Consider the following 26,019-nt stretch of genomic DNA (forward strand, 5'->3'; position numbering starts at 1 on the left):
GCCCGGCCTGCCGGCAGCCTCCTCTTGACAAGGGACGGCATCTCCGCTGGCCTCGCAGAGGGGCACGGCCAACGGGGTAGCAGGAGCAGCGGTGAGAGCCATGAGGATACCTCCGAGTACCACGCGGCACGGCGTGAGCATACAGCATCGGCCGACATCTTCCAGTCAGCCTAGAATTGTGAACTGGAAGAGGCAAATTCAACTAGCCTGTCGTCGGCGCCACGGCATCGTTGAACTTATCTAATGAGGAGATAACGCCCGATGGGACGCCGAAAGAGCATTATCGGAACGTTCGTGCGCGAAATGGAGAAGTCGGCCAATCGAGCCGCCGCCGATCGCCGCCGACGAGAGCGGCGTCTCGAAGCGGTCCAGAGCCGCGCGATTGAGCGAGAAATGATCCGCCACGAGCGTGAACAGGAGAGAGCCCGGATACGAGCTGAGCGCGATGCCGAACGCCGCCGTATCTCCGAGGAGAGGGAACATGCTCTGCTACAAAAACAGGAAGCGAAGGATGCGCAGATTAGGGCCTGGCGTTTGGAGTATGAGGATCATAAAGAGCGCGAGCAGGAGATCGAGCGCATCGCCAACGAGTCACCAGAGGTAGAAGATCGCGACCGGCTCTATGCCGAACTCTTGGAGCGTCGAGCATTCGAACCGGCCCTCTTCGTCGCCCCGACTCCGCCAAACAGCAAGGCCAAAGCGAAAAAGCTGAACGAGCAGGCTGATCAGGAGATCGAATCGCAGATAGCCTCCTTCCGGCCGAACGTTGCTAGCGTGCGACGAGCGCAGGCTGTTGCGTGGACAGTTCTGGCCACCGGACTGGTGCTATTTTTCGTGGAATCCATGAGTAACTCATCGGCTCCACTGGCCGCCATCCTCATCGGGGTTGTCGGTATTGTCGTGACACAGGTTGTAGCAACGAGGCAAGCCAATCACCAGCGCAACACGTTTCAGGCGAGTGTGGAGCAGGACGTGCATCTCCGGTTACAGGAGGCTCTCGAGGTGCTCGCGCGCGAAGACGAGGCGCAAGCTCAGGCAGGTCTCCAGAAGGCACGAGCCACCTACGAGGCTGAGACCGAAGCTGCACGCGCAGAGTTCGACCGCGAGGAGGATGAACGCCTGCGCTCATTGCACGAACTCCAGAATGGCGACACTGGCAGTATGCGAGAGGCCCTCGAAGCCGTGCTGCCGCTCGATCTACCGGTGCCGTGCAATCTGCGATTTGATATACAGTCGTCAAGCAAAGTTTCTCTAGAAATCGATGTTCCAGAGCCGAGTGTCATACCGACGACCGAAGCCAAGCTGCTCGCCAGCGGCAAGGTCTCTTACAAGGAAAAGAGCGAGAAGCTGCTTCGGGAGCAATACGTGAAGCTGGTCGCCAGCTTGGCGATCCGGCACGCCTCTGAAGCGCTGCTGAACCTGCCGACGTGTCAGGTCGTAGAGCTTCGTGCATTCCGTACTGCGCTAGACTCGTCGATCGGGAGATCGACGCGGCGCATGGTGCTCGAACTGACGGTGGATTATCCGACGCTCGCACCAATGACGATGGACGGCATAGATCCTGTACTGGCACTGAAGCATTTTAGCCATAGAATCAACATCGACCGGAACCGCAATCTACAGCCGCTTGACACAAGCATCAGCAGCGGCAACACAGCCTGATCATGTATTCGCCCCGTCGTAAGATCGGGGAGGCGTGAGCACCGAGGCCCGTCGCGAGGTCGAGCGAAAGCGACGCGGTCGCTCGTGAGCGGAAACGAGGCGGCCAGTTTCCGGGAGAGCGAGACAGGCCGTCCCGATGCGGCGGGCTAATGTCGGCGCGAGCTTGCTCGCCCCTCCGGTACCGCCGGCAGCCCGAGCAGCTGACCGATCGCCTCGTGCACGACCCGCGCTGCCTCCGCGTCCCCGAGGGCGACGGCTCGGCTCAGAGTGCCGGCGAGCGACGCAACCACGGCGGCTCGAGGCGCCGGATCGACCGTCGCTATCTCCCCGGACCCAGGGCTTGACCGTTGGACCAAGCCGCTTCGCGGCAGCTCCAGCCACCATGAGACCTTGGGAGCCATGGACCTGGCGGCGGCGCTCGGGCCCCCGAGCGAGCGCGATGCGGACGAGGTGCAGGAGTTCGGCGTGAGGCTCAAGAAGATGCTGCGGGCTCTGCTTCGTTGAGCATTCCGGATACCGAGCCGCGATTTCCTTCCGCGGCTCGGGTCCTTGTCGTCGTTGCAGTTGTCGCGGCAGTGATTGCTGCCGCAGCGCGGCTTTTGCCGGTATTCCCTGCGAAAATAAACGCCCGGCGCAGCGCAGGACTGCCCGCCTGCCGCCTCATTCCCTGCCCACCCTGCCGGTCGCGACGCCCCTGCCCGGGCGCCGCGTTCACCAGGAGGGCAGCGATGGGACAGCTCCGCGATCGAATGGCCGAAGACCTGAAGCTGCGGCGATACAAGCCGTCGACATGCGACAATTACCTCCGCTGCGCACGGGCCTTCGTAGCCTACCACCGCAAGCCGCCGCAGCAGCTGGGTCTCGACGAGGTGCGCGCGTTTTTGCTCTACCTCGCCGAGCAGCGGAAGATCGCGGAGGCGACGCAGCACCAGTACGTGGCGGCGATCAAGTTTCTCTACGCCACCACGCTCGGGCGTCCGGAGGTCGCTGTCGCGATCCCGTGGCCGAAGGTACCCCAGAAGCTGCCGCCGGTCCTCAGCGGCACCGAGGTCGAGGCGCTGCTCAACGCGATCGGCTCGGTCAAGCAGCGCACGATCGTGCTGACGGCGTACGGCGCCGGTCTGCGCATCGATGAGGTCTGCTCGCTGCGGGTCGAGGACATCGACAGCAAGCGCCACCTCATCCACGTCCGCAATGGCAAGCACGGGCGTGATCGGTACGTGATGCTCAGCGCCCCCGTGCTGACCGCGCTGCGCATCTACTGGCGGGCGGAAAGACCCGCTGGACCGGAGCTGTTCCCGGGTCGCCAGCAGGGCTCGGTCATCTCGCACGAGGCGGTGCGCAGCGCGCTGCGCGAGGCGGCGAGGCGCTGCAAGCTGCACAAGCGCGTCACCCCGCACGTGCTGCGGCACAGCTTCGCTACCCACCTGCTCGAGCTCGGCACCGATATCCGCGTCATCCAGGCGCTGCTCGGCCACCGCTCCATCCGCACCACCGTCCGCTACGTCCGCGTCAGCCAGGCTCACATCGGTCGCACCCGCAGCCCGGCCGAAGTGCTCGGCACTCAGGAGGCCAAGAAGAAGCTCGGCTGAGCTCGCGTGCACCCGCATCGCCCGGCGCCGCGGCCCGCGGCCGCGGGTAGGCCTCGGCTCGAGGTCGCGGATATCGTCCGCGCCCACGGCGAGGCCTACCTGCGCGCGCACGCCGTCTCCGCCGCCCAGCGCAAGGTCCTGCGCGACATCGCTGCGTGCAGGACCGCGGTGCTCGGCGGCCATGTCGACGTGTGCACGAGCTGCGGCCACGAGCAGCCCTCGTACAACTCCTGCCGCAACCGCCACTGTCCCAAGTGCCAGAGCCTCAGCCAGGCCCGGTGGATCGCCGAGCGGCAGCAACGCATCCTGCCGACGCATTACTTCCACGTCGTCTTCACGCTCCCGGCCGAGCTGCGCCCGCTGGCGCTCGTCAACCAGCAGACGGTCTTCGATCTGCTCTTCCAGTGCGGCTCGCAGACCCTGCTCGCGCTCGGCCGCGATCCCAAGCGGCTCGGCGCCGACCTCGGTGTCACCGCCGTGCTGCACACCTGGAGCCGCGATCTCAGCTTCCATCCGCACCTGCACTGCATCGTCACCGGCGGCGGGCTTTCGCTCGACGGCTCGCGCTGGATCGAGGGGCGGCGCGGCTACCTCTTCCCTGTGCAGGTCCTCGGCAAGCTCTTCCGCGGCAAGTTGCTCGCCGCGCTTCGGCAGGCCTATGACCAAGGAGAGCTCGACCTGACCGGCGGGGCCGCCGCGCTGGCCAACCCCGCGGCCTTCGCTGCGCTGCTCGACGCGCTCTACCGCAAGCCCTGGGTGGTCTACGCCAAGCCGCCCTTTGCTGGGCCCGAGCAGGTCTTTGCCTACCTCGGTCGCTATACCCACCGTGTCGGGCTGTCCAATCACCGACTGCGGTCGATGGATGAGCGCGGCGTGTGCTTCCGGACCCGCGGAGACAAGACCGTGACGCTCTCCGCCGAGGAGTTTCTGCGTCGCTTCCTGCTGCACGTGCTGCCTCATCGCTTCGTGAAGATCCGACACTTCGGCTTGATGGCAGCGTGTCACGCCACCACCACGCTCGAGGTGGCACGCACGACGATCCTGGCGGCGCGAGACGCAGCGCAGCGCGCTGTCGGGGGAGAGGAGCGCCGGGAAGGCAGCTCTCACGAGCACGAGCCCTCTCCGCGCCACGTCGTCAAGGTCGACTGGTGCACGCTGCTCGCCGCGCTCACGGGGATCGACCTGTCCCTCTGTCCTCGCTGCGGTCAGGCTGCGATGGCTCGCCGTCCGCTGCCGTCGTGCGTCGTCGCCTCTTCCGCTGCTCCTCCGGACACGTCATGAGCATCGATGGCCTGGGCAGGAGCAACGACACCACCTCCGTTGCGCGGCGGTCAGGCATCGATCCGCCTTCTGCGCCGTCCATGGCGGCGGCGTGCGTGCTCCTGGGCCTCCGTCGGCGCCGCGCTCTGCCTCGGCACGTCTGCGCCCGACGTCGTGGCAGCGGGATGCCCCCCGCGTGCGAGCCCCGCCGAGCCCGCCCTCTGCTGCCTTCTCGGGCAGGATCCCCATAGGCCTCGCGACCGCTCCGCCCGGCCGCGAACCGGCCCGGTCCAACCCGACGTTTGCGGGACTGCGCCGGGACCTCGCCGCCGCCGCTGCTCAGGCGCAGTCCCGCAAACGCCTATTCGTTGGGCCCGGGTTGGGCCCATGCCCCCTGAGGGGGTGCGATCCGTCGTCAGGCCCTCCCCCAACCCCCGGGGATGCGACGGATCGCGACGGTTCGTCACCATGGTAGAGTCCCGCCAGGATTTCTCCGGCAGTGAGAAGGGATCACGACAACGCCGTGATCGGCGCGCACCCCCTCGACGCGGCAGACGCGGCAGAGGACCGGCGCATCCGCATCCTCAAGCTGCGCGGCTGCAACGCCGTCCGCCTCGCTGCCTGCTCCGACGGCGGCGCTTCGGCCGGAGACGGCGGGACCGGGCGGAACAGCCGAACCCGGCGGCGCCGCGGGGACGGGCGCCGCCGGCACGACGGGGATGGGCGGCTCGGCGGGCGCGGGCCCGGGCGAGCCGATCCATCTTTGCGCGGGTCTCGTGCCGGACAAGGAAGCGCCCCCGATGACCGAGCTCGCCAAGCCGGCGCTCGGCGAGGCCGTCACCGACGCCGAGCTCTGCACCCCCATCCGCCGGATCACGGCGGTCGCGCCGGACGGCGGGAACGCTGCGGTCATCAAGCCGATGTACTCGACCATCTCGGCGTGGAACGCGGACGAGTCGAGGCGCATCCTCTTCTCGGTCGCAGCCGGCGAGCACCAGCTCTACGACGGCAAGACGTACCGGCTCATCAAGGCGCTCGACATCTCGCCGGCGGACATCGAGCAGGTGTACTCGCACACATCTGATCCCGACGTCCTGTTCCACGTTGACGGCAAGGACCTCATCCGCTACCACGTCGGCGCCGGGACGAAGGACGTCGTGACGACGTTTGACTTCTGCTCGGGCGGCGCCTGGAGCCGTACGGCCACGCGTCGCTGAGCATGGTGAACGGTCACGACACCTGGAGCGGGGCTGTCTACGATCCCGGTCCCGCCGGCGATGCCGCCATCGGGCTCCTCGTGACATGGGATATTGCGGAGGGCACCTCGAAGGGGCCGAGCCGCACACCGTGCCCAGCCCTGGTGGCACGCGCGCCGTGTTCGGGAGCGACTGGGGCAACGGTGATACCGTCGACACCTAGGGATGGAAGCATGCACAATCCAGGCGATGTGATCGGCACCTACGGCAAGAGCCGTTCGCTTCTTTTTACCGGATGGTTTCTGGCAGCGCTGCTCGCCGGTGCGGGCGCCCTGGTGCTGTCTCTGGTACCAGGGCCGGGCAGCACGGTGCGGTTCGATGGGGATGTGTCGGTGCTGTATCGAGTTGGCTACGGGGCGATCGCGCTGGGCGTCGTGATCGCGCTGGGCACGTGGTGGGTCGTGGGCTCGCAGCCCGTGTTCGTGCTGCACCAGAACGCGATCCAGGCTCGGGAGCGCAATGGCACCCGGACCGACTTCTACGCCGACATCGAGGATCTCTACACGTTTTACTTCGGCGGTATCGGCTACCGAGCGACACCACAGGCGCCGTGGGTCTTCATTGGAGCACGCACCTCGCGCTACGCCGAGCTGAGCCAGACGTTGCGGATGCGCCATGTAGAGCAGCGCGGGGAGCGGCTCTACCGCGAGCTTCAGGCCGGTGGCTCGGTCGGCTTCCGGGCTCTGCCCGACAGCGTGGCGTTGTCCAAAACCCTGTTCGCCTCCCGCAACATGGACCATCCGATGCAGAGGATCGAACTCACCCGCGGCCACCTCACGATCGAGGGGAAGACCATCGCGATCGAACGCATTGCTGACGTCGCATCCAACTTCTGGGCAGAGCGGTCGCAGATTCTGGATGTGGATGGCGGGGTGTTCCACAGCATGCACTCGAATGCCGTGATGTCGTTCGATGTGCTGGTGACGCTGATCGCCCGCTTGCAGCAGGACGCCGCCTCTACAGCCCGCGTCTGAGAGCGGGCATGGGCAACGCACGCGCCGGAGGGGCCGGCGCGTGCGCGGTCGACCGATGAAGTCGGGGCCCTGCGGGGCTGGGCCGCTCAAGCCTGCGCAGTACGCCTCTGATCAGCAGTCCGACGGGTAACTGCTTATCGGCATGCAGCCACTACGCGCGGGCGATCTCAGCACAGCCCGCGGGCGCTGGTGAGCGGCAAGGCTCCGGCAGCGGAGTCTACGCGAGCGGCGGGCTCGACGTTCGGCCCGGGCCTGCTCACCCCTCCGGTGCCACGGACAGCCCGAGCAGCCGACCGATTGCCGCGTGAACGACCCGGGCCGCCACCTCATCCCCGAGGGGGACGGCGCGGCTCAGGGTGCTGGCGAGCGAGGCGACCACGGCAGCCCGAGGCGACGGATCGGTCACGGCGAGCTCCCCAGGCCAGGGGCTTGACCGCTGGGCCCGGGTTGGGCCCATGCCGTCCGAGGGGGTGCGATCCGTCGTCATGCTCTCCCCCAATCCCCGGGGAAACGACGGATCGCGACGGTTCGCCCCCGCGGGACAGTCCCGCCAGAAAAAACGGCCGATGGCGAGCGGTCGCTGGAAACAGCAGCAATTTTGCTAGCTTTCGCCTGTTTCGCCGCAGAGGGGGGCTCCGGTGTGGCCCAGCGGGGCGCCCTGCGCCGCCGCATTGCCCGCGGTGAAGGGCTCGTGGCAGCGTGTGGGACGGTGGGAGGCGAGCGGCCTGAGCGCCGCAGCGTTCGCGACGCGCGAGCGCATCGAAGCGAAACGGCTCGTCTGGTGGCGCTGGAAGCTACGATCGACACCGCCGGCAGGTTCGGCGGCAGTGATCGACTTCCTGCCCGTCCGGGTCCTGGACGCGCCAGCCCGCTCGACCGAGCCCGGCCGGCCCCATCGCAGCGCACGATGAGATCGTCGCAGCATACGACAGGTTCGTCGTCGCGCACGACGAGTACGTCGTGGGGCACGATGAATACGTCGCCGTGCACGAGTACCCGTTCCGCGCCGCCCGTCCGAGATGGCCATCGACATGCGCCCGGATTTGATGTTGGGCGCGTCGCCGGCGCAGCGCTGCTGGCCGCGCCGGCGGTCCAACGTCACGAGGGGCGTACAGCGCGTGGTACTCACTCGCGGGCAGGCCGCCGCCACGGGCCCGCTCCGCCGCGGAGGACATGAGCATCGCAACAAGGGCTGTCTTGTGCGCCCAGCTGCGATCGATGCGAGTTCGCGCGGAGCCCTATTGGACCTCTTGTTCTCCCAGCAGGCAGCCGTGTTGCCGTTACCGGCGGACTGGAGGCCGCGTCCATCCATGAGGAGCTCCAACAGGCAGTGGCAAGAGCTTCTCGCTGGGGCTTGGGGGCCACCGTGAAGATGCCGATGAGACTCGAGGCGATGTCTTCGGCGGTGACGTCTCGGCGGAGGTCATCCGCCGCGCGGCCGGCGTCGAGGATTGTGGTGATGGCCGCGAGCAGCTCGATTCGGGTCTGGTCGTGGGTGATCTCGCCTGTCTCGATCATCGCCAGCAGTGTGTTGAGCATGCCGTTCTTGGTCGCGATCCAGTCGCCGAACAGGTCCATCCAGCGCCGCATCGCCACGGCCGGCGGCAGTTGGTCACGAGCAGGAGCCGGGCGGTCCGGCTCGATTCCTTTGGCGGCCCCGAAGTCCTGGAGATCCGTGAGGTTCCAGCTCCGCAGGCCGGACCGGGACAGGTCCGTGTTCGGGTCACCGCGGCCGGGCTGAACCCGATGGACTGGTTCATGACACCGTTGTCGATCTCGAACTGACCGTCGGTGAAGCAGCGGCGGGAGACCTCTTCTTGGTTGAGCGCGTACTGGGTGGCGACGTAGAGCGGGGTGTTGGGCACCAGCTTCGGGTGCAGCTCGCGGATCCAGTCGGACAGCTCGTCGACCCGGGGCACCCCGGGTGCGGGTGGCGAAATCTCGGCGCGCGGCGCGCTCTTCGTAGAACCGCTCCACGCTCTCGACGAAGAGGCGGGTCAGCACGCCGAACAACGCCCCGTCCTGGGCGAGCCTGCGCCGCCACGGAAACGGAAACGTCAACACCCACGGACGGTGCGCCACCTCGGGCAGGACGTCCTCGATCAGGTTCGCCGCCGTGGCACACATGCGTCGGCCCAGACACGACGGGCAGAGAGAGCACCTCGCCCCGGGCGAGGACATCCGGTCCGCGCGCTTCTACGGCGACGTGGGCTTCGTCGTGACCTTCAAGAAGACCGACCCGCTCTACACGCCCGACTTCTCGAGCCCCGAGTCCCCGAAGGTCCGCGGCGAGCTCAAGATCCCCGGGTTCTCGACGTACATGCACATGATCGACGAGGGCCAGGTCATGCGCATCGGCCACGACGCCGACGACCAGGCGGCCAGTTCGGCGACGAGATGACGTTCAGCGGGCTGCTCGTCTACAAGGTCGATTACAAGGTCGATGCCGCCGAGGGCTTCAGCTCGGTGGGCGGCGTTCCCCACCCGCTGCCCGACGCGAGCTCCGGCGCCGCCAGCTGCGGGAACTGGTGGAGCCAGGCCAGCTCGTTCGTGAAGCGGAGCGTCTTCATGGATGATTACGTCTACTCGATCTCGGAGGACGAGATCCGCGTCGCCAACATCAGCGATCTCGCGACCCCTGCAGCCGTCGTGTCGCTCACCCCGTGAGCCGGGCCCCGCGGCGCGGGCGCCCGGCGCGCCGGCCGGGCGGCCCGCGCCGCCGGCTCCGCGGGGCTCCCCCTGCGCGGACTACGGCCGCAGCGCCGCGAGCGCGAGGGCCGTGACGGTATCGGCATACGCGGCGCAGAGCGGAGCGGTGCGCAGCAGCCAGCGATGGAAGATGGGCCCGTAGAGGAGCTCGACGGCCACGCGGAGGTCCACGTCGGCCCGAATCTGCCCTGCGCGCTGCGCGACGCGGAGGCGGTCGACCGTGGCATCCATCTGCGGTCCTAGCAGGCGCTCCACGAGGCGCGTCGCGAGATCACGGTCGTGCTGGGTCTCGATCGTGAGCGCCCGGAGCGTGGCGTCGATGCGCGGATCGAGGAGCTCCTCCACCGTGGCGCGCAGCACGGTCTGGAGATCTCTCCCGATGTCACCGGTGTCGGGCAGGACGACGCCGCTCGGCCCCTCGTTCTTGGCGAGGAGGGCGTCGAACACCACCGCGCCCTTGGAGGGCCACCAGCGATAGATCGTCTGCTTGCCCACACCGGCGCGCGCGGCGATCGCCTCGATGGTCAGCTTCGCGTAGCCGACATCCATCAGCAGCTCCCCAGCGGCGGCGAGGATCGCGCGGTGAGACCGTTCGTTGCGGCGGGACGAGTCCGGGGAGCGGGCGGGCATGCGCGCGCCGATCGTAATCGATGGCGAGACGAGACGCACCGTCTTGACAGAGGATAGCGGAGCGGCCACAGTACGCGAGACGCGCCGTCTCGCCAGCGAGGGGACGGTATGACCTAGGAGATTCCATGACTTACGCAGAGCGTGTTTGGATGATCACAGGGGCGGGTCGCGGGCTCGGCCATGCCTTTGCTCGCGCGGCGCTCGAGGCGGGCGACCGGGTCGTCGCGACAGCGCGCCGGCCGGACGCGCTCGGGGAGCTGGCCGCGGCCCATCCGGAGCGGGCCGTGGTTCTGCCGCTCGACGTCACCGATCGGAGCGCGGTGTTCAGCACGATCGAGCGGGCGAACGCCGCGTTCGGGCGGCTCGACGTCGTGGTGAACAACGCCGGGTACGGGCTGCTCGGGGCGATCGAGGAGCTGACGGAGGCCGAGGCGCGCGCGCAGCTCGAGACCAACGTCTTCGGCGCGCTCTGGGTCACGCAGGCCGTGCTGCCGCACATGCGAGCGCGGCGCTCCGGCCACATCGTGCAGGTATCGAGCGTCGGCGGGGTGGGCAGCATGCCGACCTTCGGCATCTACAACGCGAGCAAGTGGGCGCTCGAGGGCTTCAGCGAGGCGCTCGCGGCGGAGGTCGCGCCGTTCGGCGTCCGCGTGACGATCGCGGAGCTCGGCGGGTTCGCGACCGACTGGGCGTGGCGCAGCATGCGGTTCGCCACGCCGCTGCCGGCGTACGACGGTCTGCGCGAGTCGCTCTTCGGGAGCGCGCGTGTCCCCTGGGACATGAGCCACCAGGCGAGCGACACGAGCGCCGACCCGGCCGACGCCGCGAGCGCCCTCGTCGCGCACGTGCGCCGCGGCGACGGGCCGCTGCGCCTGCTGATCGGCGACGACGCGCCCGAGCATGTTCGCATGGCGCTGGAGCGACGCCGCGACGACTACCGGCGCGACGGGCGGTTCAGGTGGCCGGTGTGAGCGAGCGCGGCGTCGCCTGGGCTCTATTTCACAGGAAGCTCGCCGTCGCGGCGCCGCTCGAGGCCGTGGGCGGCTGCTCCGCCGGCGCGGAGAGGAAGCGGGCGATGTTCCTTCGCGCTTGCCTCCCGGCACAGGCCTGCTGCTTGCCGGCATCACTTTCCGGATGCCTCCGGGGCGCTTCGGCACGCAACCGCCGCGCGCGGGCGATCCCCGTAGAGCCTGCGGGCACTGGCGAGCGGCAAGGCTCCGGCAGGGAGTCGACGCGAGCGGCGGGCTCGACGCTCGGCCCAAGCTTGCTCACCGCTCCGGTGCCACCGGCAGCCCGAGCAGCTGACCGATCGCCTCGTGCACGACCCAGGCTGCCTCCGCGTCCCCGAGGGCGACGGCGCGGCTCAGGGTGCCGGCGAGCGAGGCGACCACGGCGGCTCGAGGCGATGGATCGACCGTCGCGAGCTCTCCGGGTCCAGGGCTCGGCGGTTGGGCCGGTGCTGGGTCCACGTCTCCTGAGGGGGTGCGATCCGTCGTCACGCCCTCCCAAGTTCCCTGGCGATGCGACGGATCGCGACGGTTCGGCGCCGCGGAAGAGTCCCGCCAGGATTGCTGACGCGCGGAATCAGGGCGGCCTCGAAGCGTGCGCCGGGGTGCGGAGCGGGACGGAGCCCCGAGGAAACAAAGCCAGGGCCGCCCGCGCGAAGCTGCCGTGAAGCGGCGCAGAGGTCCGGCCATCCGTGGCCGGACTTCGGGCGGGCGCAACTAGCCGACAGGGGACGCGCCGCTGGGCGCGGCGACGGGAGCCGGCGCGGCCGCCGTGCCAGACGGCGCGGCCCCGGGAGCCGGCGCGGCCCCGGGAGCCGGCGCGGCCCCGGGAGCCGGCGGCGCCCCGGGAACCGACGCGGCCCCGGGAGCCGGCGGCGCGGCCGTACCCGCCGGCGTGACCGGCGCCGCGGTGCCGGGCGACGCCGTCGGTCCGGCCGGCGTCTCGTCGGCCGGCGCCGCCGTGGTCTCGGTGGACGACGTCGCCCGGCCCGTGCGCCCCTTGTAGAGCGACGGGGCGATCTCGTCGGCGTCCCCCTCGTCCCAGCGCAGGAACGCGACGGCGCGGCGGATCTGGTCGTAGGCGTGGACGAGCAGCGCGAAGGCGCGCACCCGCTTGTCCGCGGCCTCGGTCGGACCGGGCCCTTTGCCGTGCTCCCGCACGCCGAGGGCGGCGAGCAGCTGCGGCCCGACCTCCCCGGCGCGCTTCACCTCCTCCTCCGTCGCCGCCGTCTTGCCGGCGATCTCGGGCCAGCTCGCGCTGAACAGCGCCGAGAGCGCCACGAGATCGTTGGCCGTGTCGATGTGCCCCTGCCCCGCGCGGATGTCCGCGACCGCCGTCGCGTCGAGCAGGCCGCGGCGGGCGAGCGCCTCGGCGTCGCCGAGCAGGTTCTCGCGCAGCGGTGCCGCCTCGGCCAGGAGCGGCTTCAGCGCGTTCTCGGCGCCTCCGCTGGACAGCCACAGGAGGTGCGCGTACCAGGCGGCGAGCGCGTAGGTCTCGAGCCGGTCCAGCCGCGCGAGTTCGAACGTCGGCAGGTGCGCCGCGATGTCGGCGCGCAGCGCGCGGAGGCCAGGCAGCACGCCGAGCACCTGGGAGACCACGCGGGGGATATCGAGGTTCAGGGGGATGAGCCGGTCCGGGCTGAGCGCCTCGATCTCGGGAAGCGCCTTGTCGAACGCCGCCGCCGCCTGGGGCGGGGCCGAGGGCTTTCTGGGAGCGGGCTTTTTCTTGACCGAAGAAGATTTCGTCATGAGGGGATCACCTCTCGCTTGTCCCCATCGTCGAGCCGTGGAGGACACGAAAGGACACGCCCTCTACCCCCCGCGATGGTTGTTCTTGTGAGCGCCCGGCGCGCGCCGGACGTTCCGGCCAGGCATAACGTTCGGTTCGGATGCGTCAACGCACCTGGCAAGATCCTGGCGACAGGCAGCCAGAGGGTGCGAGCCTGCGCCGGTGGTGGCCTGACTTGCCCTGAAGAGATTCACGTCAAGGCGGGAAGACCATGCGGGATAGTCTTCCCGCCGTCCCGCCTCGTGTTCAGAGCCGGCGATCATCCTTGCGCCTGGGCAGCCCGGCAGCCCTGCCCGGACCGTTTCCGGTGCCGCGAGGGCTGCGCGGCGGTCGTGGGGTGCTTCGGCCGATGGTGGGGTCTTTTGAACCGCCAAGACGCCATGAGACGCCAAGAAAACACAAAGATCTTGGCGTCTCATGGCGTCTTGGCGGTTCCATCATTCCGGCAGGGTGAGCGAGCTCCCCCACCACCTGCGCGGCAGCCTCACCCGCACCGTCTCCGGTGCCACGAGGGCTGCGCGGCAGCCTCACCCGCACCGTCTCCGGTGCCGAGAGGGCTGCGCGGCAGCCCTGCCCGCACCGTCTCCGGTACCTCGAGGGCTGCGCGGCAGCCCTGCCCGCACCGTCTCCGGTACCTCGAGGGCTGCGCGGCAGCCCTGCCCGCACCGTTTCCGGTGCCTCGAAGGCTGCGCGGCAGCCCTGCCCGCACCGTTTCCGGTGCCTCGAAGGCTGCGCGGCAGCCCTGCCCGGACCGTCTCCGGTGCCACGAGGGCTGCGCGGCAGCCCTGCCCAGACCGTTTCCGGTGCCGCGAGGGCTGCGCGGCAGCCCTGCCCGGCCCGTTTCCGGTACCTCGAGGCGGCGAAGAAGGTCCTCGCTCTGCGGCCCTGGCGCCGCCCCGGCGAGACCGCCGCGCGTCTCTTCAACCGCCCGCGGGGGCGCTCTTCCTGACGTCGAGGCCGCCCTTGTTGACGATGAAGGCGGCGATCTCCTCGACCCCCTTGTTCTCCTTGAGGTTGGTGAACAGGAACGGCCGCTCGCCCCGCATCTTGCGGGCGTCGCGGTCCATCACCTCGAGGCTCGCGCCGACCATGGGCGCGAGGTCGATCTTGTTGATGATGAGCAGGTCCGACCGCGTGATGCCCGGGCCGCCCTTGCGCGGGATCTTGTCGCCGGCCGACACGTCGATGACGTAGAGGGTCAGGTCGGCGAGCTCCGGCGAGAAGGTCGCGGCCAGGTTGTCTCCGCCCGACTCGACGAACACGAGATCGAGCGGGGCGAGGCGCTGCGCGATCTCGCGCACGGCCGCCAGGTTGATCGAGGCGTCCTCGCGGATCGCCGTGTGGGGGCACCCGCCGGTCTCGACCCCGACGATGCGCTCGGGGCTGAGCGCGCCCGAGCGCGTCAGGAACTCGGCGTCTTCCTTCGTGTAGATGTCGTTGGTGACGACGGCGACGCGCCACTCGTCGCGCATGCGCTTGCAGAGGCGGTCGACGAGCGCCGTCTTGCCGGAGCCGACCGGCCCTCCGATGCCGACGCGGAGCGGACCGTGAGTGCTTGCTGTCATGAGCGGAATAACCTCGTGTGCTGGGTTTCGTGTTGCATCGACGAGAGATCCACGCCAGGCGTCGCGGCGCCGATGCGGTCGAGCGGCGTCTCCCGCGCGCGGCGGGCGGCGTCGACGATGACCGGCTCGAGCGCCGCCACGACCCGCTGGCCGTCCGTCTGGCCGAGCGGGATCAGCCGGATGCCCGCCGAGACGAGGCCGGAGCCGAAGGCGTGGAGGTAAGCCGTCAGCGCCGGATCGAGCGGCACGCCGTGCGCGGCGGCGGCGAGCCCGACCGCCACCGGGAGCGGCGCCTCGCCCCCGTGGCGCTCGGCGAAGGCGTCGAGGCGCGGGTGCGGCCAGGCGGCGCGGGTGATGGTGAGGAACGCGGCGCCCTGCTGCGCGCTCTCCAGCGCGAGCTCGCGGGTGCCCCGGAGCGCCGCCGCGAGCTCGGCCACCTCGTCGAGCGCGCGGTCGTGCTCCGCGCGGTAAGCCGCCGCGAGCAGCGCCGCGTCGACCCGGCCGGAGCCCTCGCCGAGGATCGTCGCGACCCACGCCCGGAGCTGCTCCGCCGTGCCGACGAGGCCCGCCTCGACCGCCCACTCCAGACCGTGGCTGTAGCTGAAGCCGCCGACCGGGTAGGCCGGCGACATCCAGCTCATCAGGCGGTAGAGCGCGCCCTCTCCCACGGCGATCACCCGTGCCGGTCCTCGTGACCGTGCTCATCGTCGTGGGAATGCCCGTGACCGTGAGCATGCTCATGGGAGTGCCCGTGCTCATGGGAGTGCCCGTGCTCATGGGAGTGCCCGTGCCCATGGGAATGCCCGTGCCCATGGGAATGCCCGTGCCCGTGGGAGTGCCCGTGCCCGTGGGAATGCCCGTGCGCCGGCTGCCGATCGTACGCGCCGCGCTCCGGCGTGAAGGGCGCGCGCAGCGGCGTCGCCTCGGCGCCGAGCCCCCGGACCATGTCGACGATCACGTGATCGTGGCGGATGAGGATCCGCGCGCCGTCGATGGCCGCCGGGATATGGCGGTTGCCGATGTGCCAGGCGACGCGCGCCAGATCCGCCGCCTCGCGGCACGTGACGGCGACGAGATCCTCGTCCGCCGCGCGGACCCGGAGCCAGCCGCCGTCGTCGAGGCGAAGGCCGTCTCCGTCGCCGAGCACGGTCGCCTCCGCGAGGTCGAGCAAGAACTCCCACCCTTCGTCGGTCGTGAGCCGGATCCGCCGCCGGTGCCGATCGTCGTAAGCGAGCGTGACGCACGCCTCGGCGGCGGTCTCGGGATAACCCCCTCGGGGAACAACCTCGATGGCGCGTCGCATGTCAGAACAGGAAGTAGCGCTGGGCCATGGGGAGCACCTCCGCCGGCTCGCACGTGAGCGCCTCGCCGTCGGCCTTCACGATGTAGTGCTCCGGGTCGACCTCGATGCGCGGCGTGGCGCCGTTGTGGATCATGCTCGCCTTCGAGAGCCCGGACCGGGTGTTCTCGACAGCGACGAGCGGGCGCGACAGCCCCGCGGCGGCCGCGATCCCGCGCGCGAGCGACGCCTGGCTGACGAACAGGACCGAGCTCTCGATAGCGCTCCGGCCATAGGCCGCGAACATCGGCCGGTAATGCACCGGCTGCGGCGTCGGGATGGCGGCGTTGGGATCGCCCATCGGGGCCATGACGATCGAGCCGCCCTTGAGCACCAGGTCCGGCTTGACCCCGAAGAACGCCGGCGACCAGACCACGAGATCGGCGAGCTTGCCGACCTCGACCGAGCCGATATGCCGGCTGACCCCCTGGGCGATGGCCGGGTTGATCGTGTACTTCGCGACATAGCGCTTGGCGCGGAAGTTGTCGTTCCCCTGCCGATCCTCCGGCAGCGTGCCGCGCTGGCGCTTCATCTTGTGGGCGGTCTGCCAGGTCCGCAGGATGACCTCGCCGACGCGCCCCATCGCCTGGCTGTCGCTCGACATCATGGAGATGGCGCCGAGGTCGTGCAGGATGTCCTCGGCGGCGATCGTCTCCTTGCGGATACGGCTCTCGGCGAACTTCACGTCCTCCGGGATGTCCTTGTTGAGGTGATGGCAGACCATGAGCATGTCGAGGTGCTCGGCGACCGTGTTCTTCGTGAACGGCCGGGTCGGGTTCGTGGACGACGGGAGCACGTTGGGCTCGCCGACGAGCGCGATGACGTCGGGCGCGTGGCCGCCCCCGGCCCCCTCGGTGTGGAACGCGTGGATCGTCCGCCCGTTGATGGCGCGGATCGTATTCTGGACGAAGCCGGCCTCGTTCAGCGTGTCGGAGTGGAGCGCCACCTGGACGTCGTACGCGTCGGCCACGGACAGGCAGTTGTCGATGGCCGCGGGCGTGCTGCCCCAGTCTTCATGGAGCTTCAGGCCGCAGGCGCCAGCCTCGATCTGCTCGATGAGGCCGGCGGGCCGGCTCGTGTTCCCCTTGCCGAACAGGCCGATGTTGATCGGCAGCGCCTCGGCGGCCTGGAGCATGCGCCGGAGGTGGAAGGGGCCCGGCGTGCACGTCGTGGCGGCCGTGCCCGCCGCCGGTCCGGTGCCCCCGCCCATCAGCGTCGTCAGGCCCGAGCAGAGCGCCTCCTCGACGAGCTGCGGGCAAATGAAGTGGATGTGCGCGTCGATGCCGCCGGCCGTGACGATCTTCCCGGCGCCCGCGATGACCTCCGTGCCGGGGCCGATGACGATGGTCACGCCGTCCTGCACGCCGGGGTTGCCGGCCTTGCCGATCGCGGCGATCCGGCCGTCGCGGAGGCCGATGTCCGCCTTGACGATGCCCCAGTGGTCGAGGATGAGCGCGCCCACGATCACCGTGTCGACGGCGCCCTCGGCCTGGCTCCGCTGGGACTGGCCCATGCCGTCGCGGATGACCTTGCCGCCGCCGAACGTGACCTCCTCGCCATATCCCTTGAGGGCGGTGAGATCCCGCTCGACCTCGATGAGGAGATCGGTGTCGGCGAGCCGCACCTTGTCGCCCACGGTCGGGCCGTACAGGCTCGCGTAGCTGGAACGAGAGATCGGATGAGGCATCGCCGGGGTCTCCTAGAGTGAGCCGTTGATCTTCCCCTGAAAGCCCACGACGACGCGGTCGCCGCCGTAGGCGACGAGGGGCACGTCCTCGCACGTCTCGCCCGGCTCGAAGCGCCGCGCTGTCCCGGCCGGGATGTCGAGCCGCATGCCGCGCGCCGCCTTGCGGTCGAACTCGAGCGCCGCGTTGACCTCGTAAAAATGGTAGTGGCTGCCGACCTGGATCGGCCGATCGCCGGTGTTCTTGACGGTGATCGTGGCGACGGGCCGGCCCACGTTGAGCTGGATGTCCTCCTGCCCCGCGGGGGTGATGATCTCTCCGGGAATCATGGTTCGTCCTCCTCGCCGCTACGGCTTGTCCTGGGGCGCCGACTGGACCCCGAGCCGCGGGCCGATCGGGTTGTGGACCGTGACGAGCTTCGTGCCGTCGGGGAACGTCGCCTCGACCTGGACGTCGTGGATCATCTCGGCGACGCCCTCCATCACCTGATCGAGGAAGACGACGCGGGCGCCCCGGCTCATGAGGTCCTCCACCGAGTGGCCGTCGCGCGCGCCCTCCATCACGAAGTCGGAGATGAGCGCGACCGCCTCGGGGTAATTGAGCTTGACGCCGCGCTCCAGCCGCCGGCGCGCGACCATCGCGGCCACGGAGATGAGCAGCTTGTCCTTCTCTCGGGGGGTGAGATTCATCGACTCCTCCTCAGATAGACCAGAACCGCGGCATGCGCGCCGGATGCCCCGAGCGCGCCGCCCTGAGCCACGAGACGAGCTCGGTGAGGTCGCGCCGCACGTGCGCCGGCTCGGCGCCGAGCGCCCGCGCCACGAGCACCCCGCCGACGAGCGTGGCGCCCGCGCGGGACGCCCCGCGCGCGAGCCGCGCGCGCGCCTCGTCGACCCACGCCGCCGCGTCGTCGGCGACGAGCAGCGCGAGCCCCGCCGCCGTCGCGCCGCCGAAGCCCGCGGGGTTGGTTACCTGCGCGGCGATGTCGCCCGAGAGGGAGAGCGCGTCCGCCCACACGAGGTGCCCGCCGCGCCGGACGCGCCAGACGTCGTGGAGCGCGCCGGCCGTGAAGCGCTCGCCGCGCGCCAGCCGGCCGAAGACGACGAGGTCGAGCGCGAGGAGGCTCCCGCCGGGCGCGACGTCGATCTCGGCGCGCCGCTCGAAGCGGGCGCTGTTGAACAGGATCGTCTCCCGGGGCAGCCACTCGAGCGCGGCGCCCTGCTCGACGCGGAGCTCGAGCGAGAGGCGGCTCGGGGCGCCGAGCGAGGGGTAGATCTTCTCGGCGGCCTGGCTCGTCACGGTGGCGTCGGCGCCGCGGCACGCCTCGACGGACACCCGGAGGACATCGCCTCCGGCCGTGCCGCCCGAGGTCGTGACGAACACCCCGAGCAGCGGCTCGTCCGGCTCTCGCCGCGGGAAGAGCATGCGGCACGGGGCGCGGTGCGCGAGGTGGACCGGCCGCGTGCGATCGTGATGCTCGAAGCGGACCTCGAGGAACCCGTCGTCCCGCTGCAGCTTCAGCCGGTGCTCGGGGTAGTCGGTCGGGTCAGCCAAGGAGAGCCTCTGTCGATCGTGCAAAGTCCCCGTCTCGCCGCCGCTCACCGATCCGGCCTCAGGCTTGTACTTCAGCCGATGCAGCGCTGTCCATAAGAGTCTCCGGCTCCGCAATGGACGCAATGGAGTAGAATTCGAGCCGCAGAGGCGCGGACGGCACGGCGCTCGCGCTCGAGCCAGGGCGCGCGATCCTCGCGGGGACGACGGGCGGCCTGGTTTACCCGGCGAGGATCTCGTCGAGAGAGCCGGCGCTCATCGCCCGCAGCAGCCAGCGCTGCAGCGTCGCGGGCTCCTGACAGGCCAGCAGGCGGGCGCGCGGCTCGTCCGGGCACGCGATCCCGCGCAGCGAGAGCGTGGCCAGGATGGCCTCGCGCAGCCCCGCCATGGCCTGCTCGGCCTGCGCCTGCGCCTGCGCGGCTTGGGCCTGCGCCTGCTCGGCCTGGGCCTGCGCCTGCTCGGCCCTCGCTTCGAGGCTCTCCATCATCCCCTTCAGCCGGCCGATCAGGTCCGCGGTGCCGAACAGCTCGGCCATGCCCTGGAAGAACTGGAGCCGCTCGCCGGTGACCGCCAGGTCGAGGCCCAGCACCGCCGAGGCGTGACGCCCCATCTGCGGCACGATGCGCTGGTAGCGCGTGGCGTCCGGCGCCGGCAGCCGGTAGCCGTGGACCTGCTGCCGGAGCCGGTCGTAGACGAAGTACTCGGGGATGCCCAGGCGCGCGTAGCGCTCGACGTTGGCGACGAGATCCTTGTTCCGGTCGCCCTGGTGGAGCACCTCCAGGACCAGGCTCAGCCCCCTGCCCTCGTCGGCCACGACCCACGCCATCCGCGGGTCGTCCTCCGGCTGCGGCACGTCGAGCACCGCGAGGATATCCGGGGAGAACACCTCTTCCCCCGGGTACAGGACCGCCATCTCCTCGGCCAGGTAGATGACGCGGCCGGTGGAGCCGAAGTGCAGGGTGAGCATGTCGATCGCCCGCGCCTTGGCCTTGTAATGGGGCCGCCCCTCGGCCATGGCGCTCCGCGGATCCGACAGGGCGTCGAGGATCGTCACCAGCAGCCGCTCGCGCTCCGCCGGGGTCATCGCGCGCCACGCTTCCTCTGTCGGAGCGATCGGCAGGGAGGAGGGCGGCAGCGGCGTCCCGGAGGCGGGGAGGACCATGCCGAGAAGCTAGCACCGGCGAGGAGGCCGCGGCGGGGCGGTGTTCGCCTGCGTCTGGTACAAGGGCCGGACGCGCTGACCGCCTGGGCGCCAGGCACGCCGAGAGACCCAGAAATTGCCGTCGTCACCCCCCGGCCCCGCCTCGCCCCGCCCCCCGGGAAGCTCTTCCGCCCCCGGCGCGCCGGCGCGCGCGCGGCGCTCCTGGGCGGGGTGGGCCGGCTTCTCCGGCCTGCTGCTCCTCGGCATCCTCGTGCCCTTCTTCCTCTTCGCGGACCGCCTCGAGGCGGCCGCGCGCGCGCTGCTCGCGTCGCCCCCGCCGGCCGGCGCGACGGCGCTCGTGCTCGGGGGGTTGCTCGCGAGCGACGTGTTCCTGCCGGTCCCGTCGAGCTTCGTGAGCACGGCCGCGGGCGGCCTGCTCGGCTTCTGGCGCGGGACGGCGGTCTCCTGGGCGGGCATGATGGCGGGCTCGGCGCTCGGCTACGCGGTCGGCGCGCGCGCCGGGGCGCCGGCGCTCCGGCGGATGGTGGGCGAGGCGGAGCTCGCGCGCCTCGCGCGGGCCGCCGAGCGGCACGGCCCCTGGTTCCTGCTCGTCTTCCGCGGCGTGCCGGTGCTCTCCGAGGCGTCCGTCGTCTTCGCGGGCGCGGGCCGCATGCCGCGCCGCGCGTTCCTGACGGTCACCGCCCTGGCCAACCTGGGCATCTCGGCGACATACGCGGCGGTCGGCGCCTCCGCCGCGCGGCTCACGTCCGTCCTGCTGCTGTTCGCGGGGATGGTGCTGCTCCCCGGGCTCGCGCTGCTCGTGTTCGTGCGCCTGCCGGAGCGCTGGCGCCGGGCGGCGCGGGCGGGCGGAGCGCCCCGCGAGCGCGACCGCCGGTCGGACTGACGCGTGGGGTGGAGAGGCGGCCAACACGCCAGAGGCCATCCGCCGCGGCCGCCAACACGCCAGAGGCCATCCGCCGAGTCCGCCGACACGCCGGAGGCCATCCGCCGCGGCAAACTGCCCATCTCGACGGGCCGGAGCCGCACGTCTAGGCTCACCGGATGGGGTTCGTCGCCAGCTTTCTCATCGTGTACGGGGTGGCCGGGGTGGTGCTGGGCGCCGCGTTCGCGATCGCGATCGGGCGCTGCCTCCACCACCGGCGGCGCTCGCAGGTCGCCGCGTACGCGCGGAGCCCATCGACGTCGCCCGGCGCGATGCGGGAGGGGTTCGCCCTCCTCCGCGGCGAGGTCGGCGCGGAGGACTCCGCGCCCGACGACGCGGTGATCGCGGTCGAGATCCCGTGCGGCGGCCGGCCGGTCCCCGGCGCCACGCCGGGCGCGTGGCACACCCGGGCGCGCGCGTTCTCGCTCCGGCTCCCCTCGGGCGCCGCGGTGCGCGTCGAGCCGGCGAGCGGCCGGCTGACCCTCGATACGACCTTCGTCCCGGCGAGCCGCGGCGGCGCGCTCGTCTACCGGTCCGAGGTCCGCCCGGGCGACGCCATCTACATCGCCGGCTCCGTGCGCCGCGAGATCGACCCGAGCGCCGCCGGCAAGGGGTACCGCGACGCGGCGCAGGCCTGGGTGCTCCGCGCCCCCGCGCACGGCAACCTCTGCGTCTCCTCCGACACGGTGATCGCCCACCACGCCCGGCGCGCGCGCTTCCACCGCGCCTGGGCCCTCGCGCTCGGCGCGGCGCTCACGGGGCTCCACCTCGGCCTGTTCCGCGCGTTCCACGCGGGCGTCTTCGGCGCCCTCGGCCCGGCCGGCGGCATCGGCATCGGGCCGGCCGCGCTTGCGCTCTTCTTCGTCGGCGCCGCGGCCCTCGCGTATCGTACGCTCGCCGAGCAGACGTCTCCGTGGACCGAGCTCCGCGTGGAGCGGCCGCGGACGGCGTGACATCGACGAGCGAGGGACCATGAGCACACAGGGGGTCAGTGACGCGACGGCGGCGGAGAACGCGCGCCTGCGGGCCCGCGTCGAGGAGCTGGAGCGGCGGCTCGGCGAGGCCACGTCGCCGCCCGCAGCGCAGGCCTCCGCGACCGAGCCGCGCGTCCCGTTCGAGGCGGTCTTCGAGCTGCTGCCGATGCCCGCCTTCGTCTACCGCACCGACGGGGTGGTGGCCGCGGTCAACGAGGTCACCTGTACCTGGTACAAGACCCCGCGGGAGTACCTCGTCGGCAAGTACAGCGTGCTGCAGGACCCCGAGGCGATATCGAAGGGGTTCGCGGAGGCCTTCCTGCGCGCGGTCGCCGGCGAGCCGGTCACGCTCCCGGCGATCCCCTACGTGATCAAGCACGAGGTCAACGAGGACCTGGGCCGCTGGTGCTGGCTCGAGGTGACGTTCCTGCCGCTCCGGGACGAGGCCGGGGTGAGGTTCGTCGTGGCGCTGATCCGCGACGTCTCGGCGCACCGGGAGGCCGAGGCGCGGCAGCGCCGGAGCGCCGCGCTGCTGCAGAGCATCATCGAGAACGCGCCCCTGCTGATCTACGCGATGGACGCCGAGGGCCGCTACACCGTCGCGAACCGCCTCGTCGAGGAGGCGCTCGGCGCATCCCGGGGCGAGCTCGTGGGGCGGAGGCCGGGCGACTTCGTGCCCGTGGACGTGGCCGCTCGGTTCGCCGAGCAGGGCCGCCATGCCATGGCCTCCAGCGCGCCGATCGTCGCCGAGGACCGGCTCGAGATGCACGACGGCACGCACGTGTTCATGACCACGAAGTTCGCCCTCCGCGACGACGACGGCAAGGTGACGGGCGTCTGCGGCATCTCGGCGGACATCACCCAGCGCGTGCGGGCCGAGGAGCAGAACCTCCGGCTGCAGGAGCAGATGCTCCGCGTCCGCGAGGACACGCTGCGGTCGATCTCCACGCCGCTCCTGCCCATCGCCGCCGGCGTCCTCGTGGTGCCGCTCGTCGGCAAGGTGACCCGCGAGCGGGCCGATCTGGTCATCGAGGCGCTCCTTCGCGGCATCTCGAGCCAGCAGGCGAGGATCGCGATCCTCGACGTCACGGGCATGCCGGAGGCGGGCGCCGAGGTGACCGACGCGCTGATCCGGGCCGCCCGCAGCGTGCGGATGCTCGGGGCCGAGATCGTGATCACCGGGGTGCGGCCGAGCGTGGCCCAGTCGCTCGTCCAGCTCGACGCCGACCTCGGCGGCATCGTCACGCTGGGGACGCTGGAGCGGGGGGTCGCCTACGCGCTCTCCCGCCGGGGCCACCGCGGCGCGGCGCCGTAGGCCCAGGCGCGCCCCGACAGCGCGCGCCCGTCAGCGCCTCTCGACGCCGGCGCGCGCCGGTCAGCGCCTCCCGCGGCGGCCACGCCCGCCGGCGCGCAGCCAGGCGGCCGCGCCGATCGCGGCGGCCGCGAGCGGCGCGCCCCACCCCGCGCCGCCTGCGATGGGCGGCGCCACGCCGCAGGTGACCAGCTGGTCCGCCGCGCACTCCGGGGAGAACCCGTGCGGCGGGATGGGGTTGCAGGTCGATGTCGAGAGATCCCGTGGAGGGTACACCTGGCAGATCGCCGCGATGTCGTCCTCGTGCAGCGTCCGGAAGTTCATCGGGTCCGACCTGTCGTACCGGTAATGCATGGTCGCCTCCGGGCCGATCATCGAGTGATCGAGGCCCAGGAAATGCCCCGCCTCGTGCGTGACGACGGCGAGGAGGTCTTCCCGCGGCGCAGCCGAGTCGTCCCCGACGGCGAAGTCGTAGAGGTTGGAGTTGATCTCCATGTCGGCGCCCCAGAGATCACCGGTCTTCTTGTCGAACTGCACCGTGGTGAGCGCGAGCATCTCGCTGCTGTGCCCCGCGGCCGCGAGCCAGTCCATGTCGCGGAAGACGACCACGTTGGCGTTGCCCGGCACGAGCCCGTCGACGAGCCGGGTCTTGCCGTCCCTCGCGTTCAGCTCCACCTCGCCGCAGGCCACGGGGCCGAGGTTCTGCACGCGGATGCCCGGGGTCCCTCCCCCGGGGCAGGGCGCCTCCTGCCACGCCCTGAAGGCGGCATCGAGCACGTCGGAGATCTGCTGGTAGGAGACCTCGCTCGACGCGTCCTCGTGGACGGAGAACCCGATGCAATCGCCCGTCCAGCGGAGCGGCTTGCAGTCGCCCCTCGGCAGGTCGTCCTGGAGGCACAGCTCCGGTATCTTGCAGGTGTTCGAGCGGCAGTAGGCCGGAGCCTCCCGTGCGCTCGCCAGCACGGCGAGCGCGACGGCCGCAGAGGACCACCACGCACCCTTCATCGACATCCACTCCTCCAGGCGATCGCTTCACCACGACGGTACCAGCGCTCGAGCGGGCCGTGGGGATTTCGCGGCGGGCGCCTTGCCGCCCGCGGGCCGGGCGCCATCCTGAGCGCATGGGGCGAGCACGTGGATGAGGCGGGCGGCGGGGCGGCCGCGGCGCCGGACGACGCGGCGGGGCCTCGCTTCCTGTGCGACGCGATGCTCGGCGGTCTGTCGCGCTGGCTGCGCGGCGCCGGGTACGACGCGACGTTCGAGCACGGCATCGACGACGGCGAGCTCGTGCGCCTCGCGCAGCGGACCGGCCGGGTGCTGCTGAGCTCCGACGCCGGCGTGTTCGAGCGGCGCCCCCTGCGCACCGCGGCCGTGCGCGGGCTCTACGTGCCCCGCGGGCTCCGGCCGATGGAGCAGGCGGGCTTCGTGCTGCGGGAGCTCGGGCTGCCCGTGCGCGACCCGCGCTGCATGGCGTGCGGCGGCGCGCTCGCCGCCGCGCCGAAGGACGCGGTGCGGGGGGCTGTGCCCGCGGTGGTGGTGGAGCGCTACGACGAGTTCTGGCGGTGCGAGCGCTGCGGCAAGGTGCTGTGGAAGGGCAGCCACTGGGAGGGCATCGTCGCCGGGGTGGCCGCCGGGGTGGCCGCCGCTGCGGCCGGCGCTGGGGCCGCGGCGGCCGCTCCGTCGCCGGGCTTGGCAAAGACCGCTCGTCTGCGGTAAAAATTCACCCACGGGCGGGGAGCGCTCCCAGGGGCGGGGTGACGAGCCACCGCCACCAGCGCTCTTCCCGCGAGCGCCCCGGCACGCGACAGGCAGCAAGGAGGCGTCGATGCTCCCTGGCGCTCTCCGCGCCCTGGCGTCTACCAGAGGCACGTGTTGTCGACGACCACGCCGGTCTCCTCGACACGATACGTGCCGGGCTCCCCCTCGAGCTCGACGGTGACGTCCATGTCGACGACGCACGGGATGCCGGTGTTCGGCTCGGACTCCCACGACATGGCGCCGGAGGCGCCGGTCACGACGTGGAGCCCATCGCCGCCGGGCGTGCGCGGCACGGTGCAAGCGCGCATGTCGCCGGTGAGCGCCACGTCCAGCAGGGCCCAGTACAGCGGGAGCTCGACGCCGGTGAAGCGCGGGTCGCTCTCGCCCGGCCAGGCGAGGGAGAGCGTCAGACACCGGTTGGTCTCCAGATCGGCGCTGTGCACGTAGACGCGGTCCTGGGCGCCGATCACGTAATCCCCGCTCGAGCACGCCGTGTCCTTCGACGCCTTCACCCCGGCCGCGCGCGCCAGGCACTCGTTGCAATACACGCGCTGATCGCACCCGCAGACGCCGGGGCAGTCCTCGGGGCAGTCCTGGGGCCTCGGCCGCGCGGCGCACACGCCGGCCGCGTCGTCGTTGCACGCCTCGGCGGCCGCCTCGCCGGCGTCGCAGTACTCCGTCTCGCTGCAGGTGTCGCCCTCGCTCCCGCCGCAGGGGACCGGCGCTCCGCCCCCGTCTCCACCGCCGCCGGTCCAGACGGCGCCGTCCTCGCCGCCGGCCCCGGCGCTCCCGGGCTCCACGGGGAGGGGGGCGCTACAGGACGCCAGGAGGAGCCCGAGGAGCGCAGAGCCGGGGAGCACACCGTTCATGGG

26 protein-coding genes and 2 pseudogenes are annotated in these 26,019 nt (G+C 71.2%); 14 read left to right on the forward strand and 14 right to left on the reverse strand.

The window, feature by feature from the left end:
* Positions 1-261 precede the first annotated feature (261 nt).
* The 6 genes from WMF24_RS34865 to tnpA all read left to right on the forward strand — a co-directional run bounded on the left by WMF24_RS34865 (position 262) and on the right by tnpA (position 7,655).
* Entirely contained in the window at positions 262-1,662 is a 1,401-nt protein-coding gene (locus tag WMF24_RS34865; protein ID WP_437731766.1) for a hypothetical protein, read from the forward strand.
* 728 nt (positions 1,663-2,390) lie between these two features.
* Positions 2,391-3,254 (forward strand): tyrosine-type recombinase/integrase, encoded by an 864-nt coding sequence (locus WMF24_RS34870; protein WP_437730089.1) that lies wholly within the window; start codon positions 2,391-2,393, stop codon positions 3,252-3,254.
* Between the two features lie 6 nt (positions 3,255-3,260).
* The gene (locus WMF24_RS34875) at positions 3,261-4,535 is read left to right on the forward strand and encodes an IS91 family transposase (RefSeq protein WP_437729911.1); all 1,275 of its coding nucleotides are present in this window, start codon (positions 3,261-3,263) and stop codon (positions 4,533-4,535) included.
* Between the two features lie 779 nt (positions 4,536-5,314).
* Positions 5,315-5,731, forward strand: a complete 417-nt coding sequence (locus WMF24_RS34880) for a hypothetical protein (protein ID WP_437731767.1) — start codon at positions 5,315-5,317, stop codon at positions 5,729-5,731.
* Positions 5,732-5,943: 212 nt separating this feature from the next.
* Complete coding sequence (locus WMF24_RS34885) at positions 5,944-6,744, forward strand: hypothetical protein (RefSeq protein WP_437731768.1); 801 nt, start codon at positions 5,944-5,946, stop codon at positions 6,742-6,744.
* 701 nt (positions 6,745-7,445) lie between these two features.
* Positions 7,446-7,655 (forward strand): IS66 family insertion sequence element accessory protein TnpA, encoded by a 210-nt coding sequence (gene tnpA / locus WMF24_RS34890; RefSeq protein WP_437738887.1) that lies wholly within the window; start codon positions 7,446-7,448, stop codon positions 7,653-7,655.
* A 392-nt stretch (positions 7,656-8,047) separates the two neighbouring features.
* Here tnpA and WMF24_RS34895 read toward each other — a convergent pair.
* Positions 8,048-8,355: pseudogene (locus tag WMF24_RS34895) on the reverse strand (TetR/AcrR family transcriptional regulator); the annotation flags it as partial.
* Between WMF24_RS34895 and WMF24_RS34900 the strand changes: the two are divergent.
* From WMF24_RS34900 to WMF24_RS34910, 3 genes and pseudogenes are all read left to right on the forward strand, one after another.
* A pseudogene (locus WMF24_RS34900) lies at positions 8,353-8,508 on the forward strand (alcohol dehydrogenase catalytic domain-containing protein); the annotation flags it as partial. The pseudogenes WMF24_RS34895 and WMF24_RS34900 sit on opposite strands and share 3 nt — an antisense overlap.
* Positions 8,509-8,869: 361 nt before the next feature.
* On the forward strand, positions 8,870-9,145 hold the full coding sequence (locus tag WMF24_RS34905; protein WP_437738888.1) for a beta-propeller domain-containing protein: 276 nt from the start codon (positions 8,870-8,872) through the stop codon (positions 9,143-9,145).
* The gene (locus WMF24_RS34910; protein WP_437731769.1) at positions 9,142-9,411 is read left to right on the forward strand and encodes a beta-propeller domain-containing protein; all 270 of its coding nucleotides are present in this window, start codon (positions 9,142-9,144) and stop codon (positions 9,409-9,411) included. The genes WMF24_RS34905 and WMF24_RS34910 overlap by 4 nt, the downstream gene beginning before the upstream one ends.
* Before the next feature lie 81 nt (positions 9,412-9,492).
* Here WMF24_RS34910 and WMF24_RS34915 read toward each other — a convergent pair whose 3' ends face one another.
* Positions 9,493-10,083 carry a TetR/AcrR family transcriptional regulator gene (locus WMF24_RS34915; RefSeq protein ID WP_437731770.1) on the reverse strand — a complete coding sequence of 197 codons (591 nt, stop codon included), beginning with the start codon at positions 10,081-10,083 and terminating at the stop codon, positions 9,493-9,495.
* A gap of 125 nt (positions 10,084-10,208) precedes the next feature.
* Between WMF24_RS34915 and WMF24_RS34920 the strand changes: the two genes are divergently transcribed.
* Positions 10,209-11,054 carry an SDR family NAD(P)-dependent oxidoreductase gene (locus tag WMF24_RS34920; RefSeq protein ID WP_437731771.1) on the forward strand — a complete coding sequence of 282 codons (846 nt, stop codon included), beginning with the start codon at positions 10,209-10,211 and terminating at the stop codon, positions 11,052-11,054.
* Positions 11,055-11,351: 297 nt separating this feature from the next.
* On the opposite strand, the gene WMF24_RS34925 is transcribed toward WMF24_RS34920, so the two are convergent.
* The 10 genes from WMF24_RS34925 to WMF24_RS34970 form a co-directional block, all read right to left on the reverse strand.
* The gene (locus tag WMF24_RS34925) at positions 11,352-11,474 is read right to left on the reverse strand and encodes a hypothetical protein (protein WP_272101989.1); all 123 of its coding nucleotides are present in this window, start codon (positions 11,472-11,474) and stop codon (positions 11,352-11,354) included.
* 333 nt (positions 11,475-11,807) lie between these two features.
* A complete protein-coding gene (locus tag WMF24_RS34930; RefSeq protein WP_437731772.1) occupies positions 11,808-12,839 on the reverse strand; it encodes a hypothetical protein in 1,032 nt (343 codons plus the stop codon).
* 960 nt (positions 12,840-13,799) lie between these two features.
* Positions 13,800-14,444 carry an urease accessory protein UreG gene (ureG, locus tag WMF24_RS34935; protein ID WP_437731773.1) on the reverse strand — a complete coding sequence of 215 codons (645 nt, stop codon included), beginning with the start codon at positions 14,442-14,444 and terminating at the stop codon, positions 13,800-13,802.
* Entirely contained in the window at positions 14,441-15,121 is a 681-nt protein-coding gene (locus tag WMF24_RS34940) for an urease accessory protein UreF (RefSeq protein WP_437731774.1), read from the reverse strand. The genes ureG and WMF24_RS34940 overlap by 4 nt, the downstream gene beginning before the upstream one ends.
* Complete coding sequence (locus WMF24_RS34945; protein WP_437731775.1) at positions 15,118-15,747, reverse strand: urease accessory protein UreE; 630 nt, start codon at positions 15,745-15,747, stop codon at positions 15,118-15,120. The genes WMF24_RS34940 and WMF24_RS34945 overlap by 4 nt, the downstream gene beginning before the upstream one ends.
* A gap of 1 nt (position 15,748) precedes the next feature.
* Positions 15,749-17,470, reverse strand: a complete 1,722-nt coding sequence (ureC, locus tag WMF24_RS34950; protein WP_437731776.1) for an urease subunit alpha — start codon at positions 17,468-17,470, stop codon at positions 15,749-15,751.
* Positions 17,471-17,482: 12 nt separating this feature from the next.
* Positions 17,483-17,797, reverse strand: coding sequence for an urease subunit beta (locus tag WMF24_RS34955; protein WP_437731777.1), 315 nt, complete (start codon positions 17,795-17,797; stop codon positions 17,483-17,485).
* Between the two features lie 18 nt (positions 17,798-17,815).
* Complete coding sequence (locus WMF24_RS34960) at positions 17,816-18,157, reverse strand: urease subunit gamma (protein ID WP_437731778.1); 342 nt, start codon at positions 18,155-18,157, stop codon at positions 17,816-17,818.
* A gap of 10 nt (positions 18,158-18,167) precedes the next feature.
* Positions 18,168-19,022, reverse strand: a complete 855-nt coding sequence (locus WMF24_RS34965; protein ID WP_437731779.1) for an urease accessory protein UreD — start codon at positions 19,020-19,022, stop codon at positions 18,168-18,170.
* Positions 19,023-19,239: 217 nt separating this feature from the next.
* Positions 19,240-20,181: a Uma2 family endonuclease gene (locus tag WMF24_RS34970; RefSeq protein ID WP_437731780.1), complete on the reverse strand. Its 942-nt coding sequence runs from the start codon at positions 20,179-20,181 to the stop codon at positions 19,240-19,242.
* Between the two features lie 115 nt (positions 20,182-20,296).
* On the opposite strand from WMF24_RS34970, the gene WMF24_RS34975 reads away from it, so the two are divergent.
* The 3 genes from WMF24_RS34975 (at position 20,297) to WMF24_RS34985 (ending at position 23,392) form a co-directional block, all read left to right on the forward strand.
* The gene (locus WMF24_RS34975) at positions 20,297-21,064 is read left to right on the forward strand and encodes a TVP38/TMEM64 family protein (protein ID WP_437731781.1); all 768 of its coding nucleotides are present in this window, start codon (positions 20,297-20,299) and stop codon (positions 21,062-21,064) included.
* Between the two features lie 158 nt (positions 21,065-21,222).
* Positions 21,223-22,056 (forward strand): hypothetical protein, encoded by an 834-nt coding sequence (locus tag WMF24_RS34980; RefSeq protein WP_437731782.1) that lies wholly within the window; start codon positions 21,223-21,225, stop codon positions 22,054-22,056.
* 19 nt (positions 22,057-22,075) lie between these two features.
* A complete protein-coding gene (locus tag WMF24_RS34985) occupies positions 22,076-23,392 on the forward strand; it encodes a PAS domain-containing protein (RefSeq protein WP_437731783.1) in 1,317 nt (438 codons plus the stop codon).
* Positions 23,393-23,452: 60 nt separating this feature from the next.
* Here the strand turns inward: WMF24_RS34985 and WMF24_RS34990 are convergent, their stop codons facing one another.
* Positions 23,453-24,400 (reverse strand): matrixin family metalloprotease, encoded by a 948-nt coding sequence (locus tag WMF24_RS34990; protein ID WP_437731784.1) that lies wholly within the window; start codon positions 24,398-24,400, stop codon positions 23,453-23,455.
* A gap of 123 nt (positions 24,401-24,523) precedes the next feature.
* Between WMF24_RS34990 and WMF24_RS34995 the strand changes: the two genes are divergently transcribed.
* A complete protein-coding gene (locus WMF24_RS34995) occupies positions 24,524-25,105 on the forward strand; it encodes a Mut7-C RNAse domain-containing protein (protein ID WP_437731785.1) in 582 nt (193 codons plus the stop codon).
* Positions 25,106-25,245: 140 nt separating this feature from the next.
* Here the strand turns inward: WMF24_RS34995 and WMF24_RS35000 are convergent, their stop codons facing one another.
* Positions 25,246-26,016: a hypothetical protein gene (locus WMF24_RS35000; RefSeq protein ID WP_437731786.1), complete on the reverse strand. Its 771-nt coding sequence runs from the start codon at positions 26,014-26,016 to the stop codon at positions 25,246-25,248.
* Positions 26,017-26,019 lie beyond the last annotated feature (3 nt).

The organism is Sorangium sp. So ce1335 (assembly GCF_051521615.1).
GTDB lineage: Bacteria > Myxococcota_A > Polyangia > Polyangiales > Polyangiaceae > Sorangium.

Coding starts and splice junctions, on each gene's coding strand:
- WMF24_RS34865 (WP_437731766.1), top strand. CDS start 262: ATGGGACGCCGAAAGAGCATTATCGGAACGTTCGTGCGCGAAATGGAG.
- WMF24_RS34870 (WP_437730089.1), top strand. CDS start 2,391: ATGGGACAGCTCCGCGATCGAATGGCCGAAGACCTGAAGCTGCGGCGA.
- WMF24_RS34880 (WP_437731767.1), top strand. CDS start 5,315: ATGACCGAGCTCGCCAAGCCGGCGCTCGGCGAGGCCGTCACCGACGCC.
- WMF24_RS34885 (WP_437731768.1), top strand. CDS start 5,944: ATGCACAATCCAGGCGATGTGATCGGCACCTACGGCAAGAGCCGTTCG.
- WMF24_RS34905 (WP_437738888.1), top strand. CDS start 8,870: ATGCGTCGGCCCAGACACGACGGGCAGAGAGAGCACCTCGCCCCGGGC.
- WMF24_RS34910 (WP_437731769.1), top strand. CDS start 9,142: ATGACGTTCAGCGGGCTGCTCGTCTACAAGGTCGATTACAAGGTCGAT.
- WMF24_RS34915 (WP_437731770.1), bottom strand. CDS start 10,083: ATGCCCGCCCGCTCCCCGGACTCGTCCCGCCGCAACGAACGGTCTCAC.
- WMF24_RS34920 (WP_437731771.1), top strand. CDS start 10,209: ATGACTTACGCAGAGCGTGTTTGGATGATCACAGGGGCGGGTCGCGGG.
- WMF24_RS34930 (WP_437731772.1), bottom strand. CDS start 12,839: ATGACGAAATCTTCTTCGGTCAAGAAAAAGCCCGCTCCCAGAAAGCCC.
- ureG (WP_437731773.1), bottom strand. CDS start 14,444: ATGACAGCAAGCACTCACGGTCCGCTCCGCGTCGGCATCGGAGGGCCG.
- WMF24_RS34945 (WP_437731775.1), bottom strand. CDS start 15,747: ATGCGACGCGCCATCGAGGTTGTTCCCCGAGGGGGTTATCCCGAGACC.
- ureC (WP_437731776.1), bottom strand. CDS start 17,470: ATGCCTCATCCGATCTCTCGTTCCAGCTACGCGAGCCTGTACGGCCCG.
- WMF24_RS34955 (WP_437731777.1), bottom strand. CDS start 17,797: ATGATTCCCGGAGAGATCATCACCCCCGCGGGGCAGGAGGACATCCAG.
- WMF24_RS34960 (WP_437731778.1), bottom strand. CDS start 18,157: ATGAATCTCACCCCCCGAGAGAAGGACAAGCTGCTCATCTCCGTGGCC.
- WMF24_RS34970 (WP_437731780.1), bottom strand. CDS start 20,181: ATGGTCCTCCCCGCCTCCGGGACGCCGCTGCCGCCCTCCTCCCTGCCG.
- WMF24_RS34980 (WP_437731782.1), top strand. CDS start 21,223: ATGGGGTTCGTCGCCAGCTTTCTCATCGTGTACGGGGTGGCCGGGGTG.
- WMF24_RS34985 (WP_437731783.1), top strand. CDS start 22,076: ATGAGCACACAGGGGGTCAGTGACGCGACGGCGGCGGAGAACGCGCGC.
- WMF24_RS34990 (WP_437731784.1), bottom strand. CDS start 24,400: ATGTCGATGAAGGGTGCGTGGTGGTCCTCTGCGGCCGTCGCGCTCGCC.
- WMF24_RS35000 (WP_437731786.1), bottom strand. CDS start 26,016: ATGAACGGTGTGCTCCCCGGCTCTGCGCTCCTCGGGCTCCTCCTGGCG.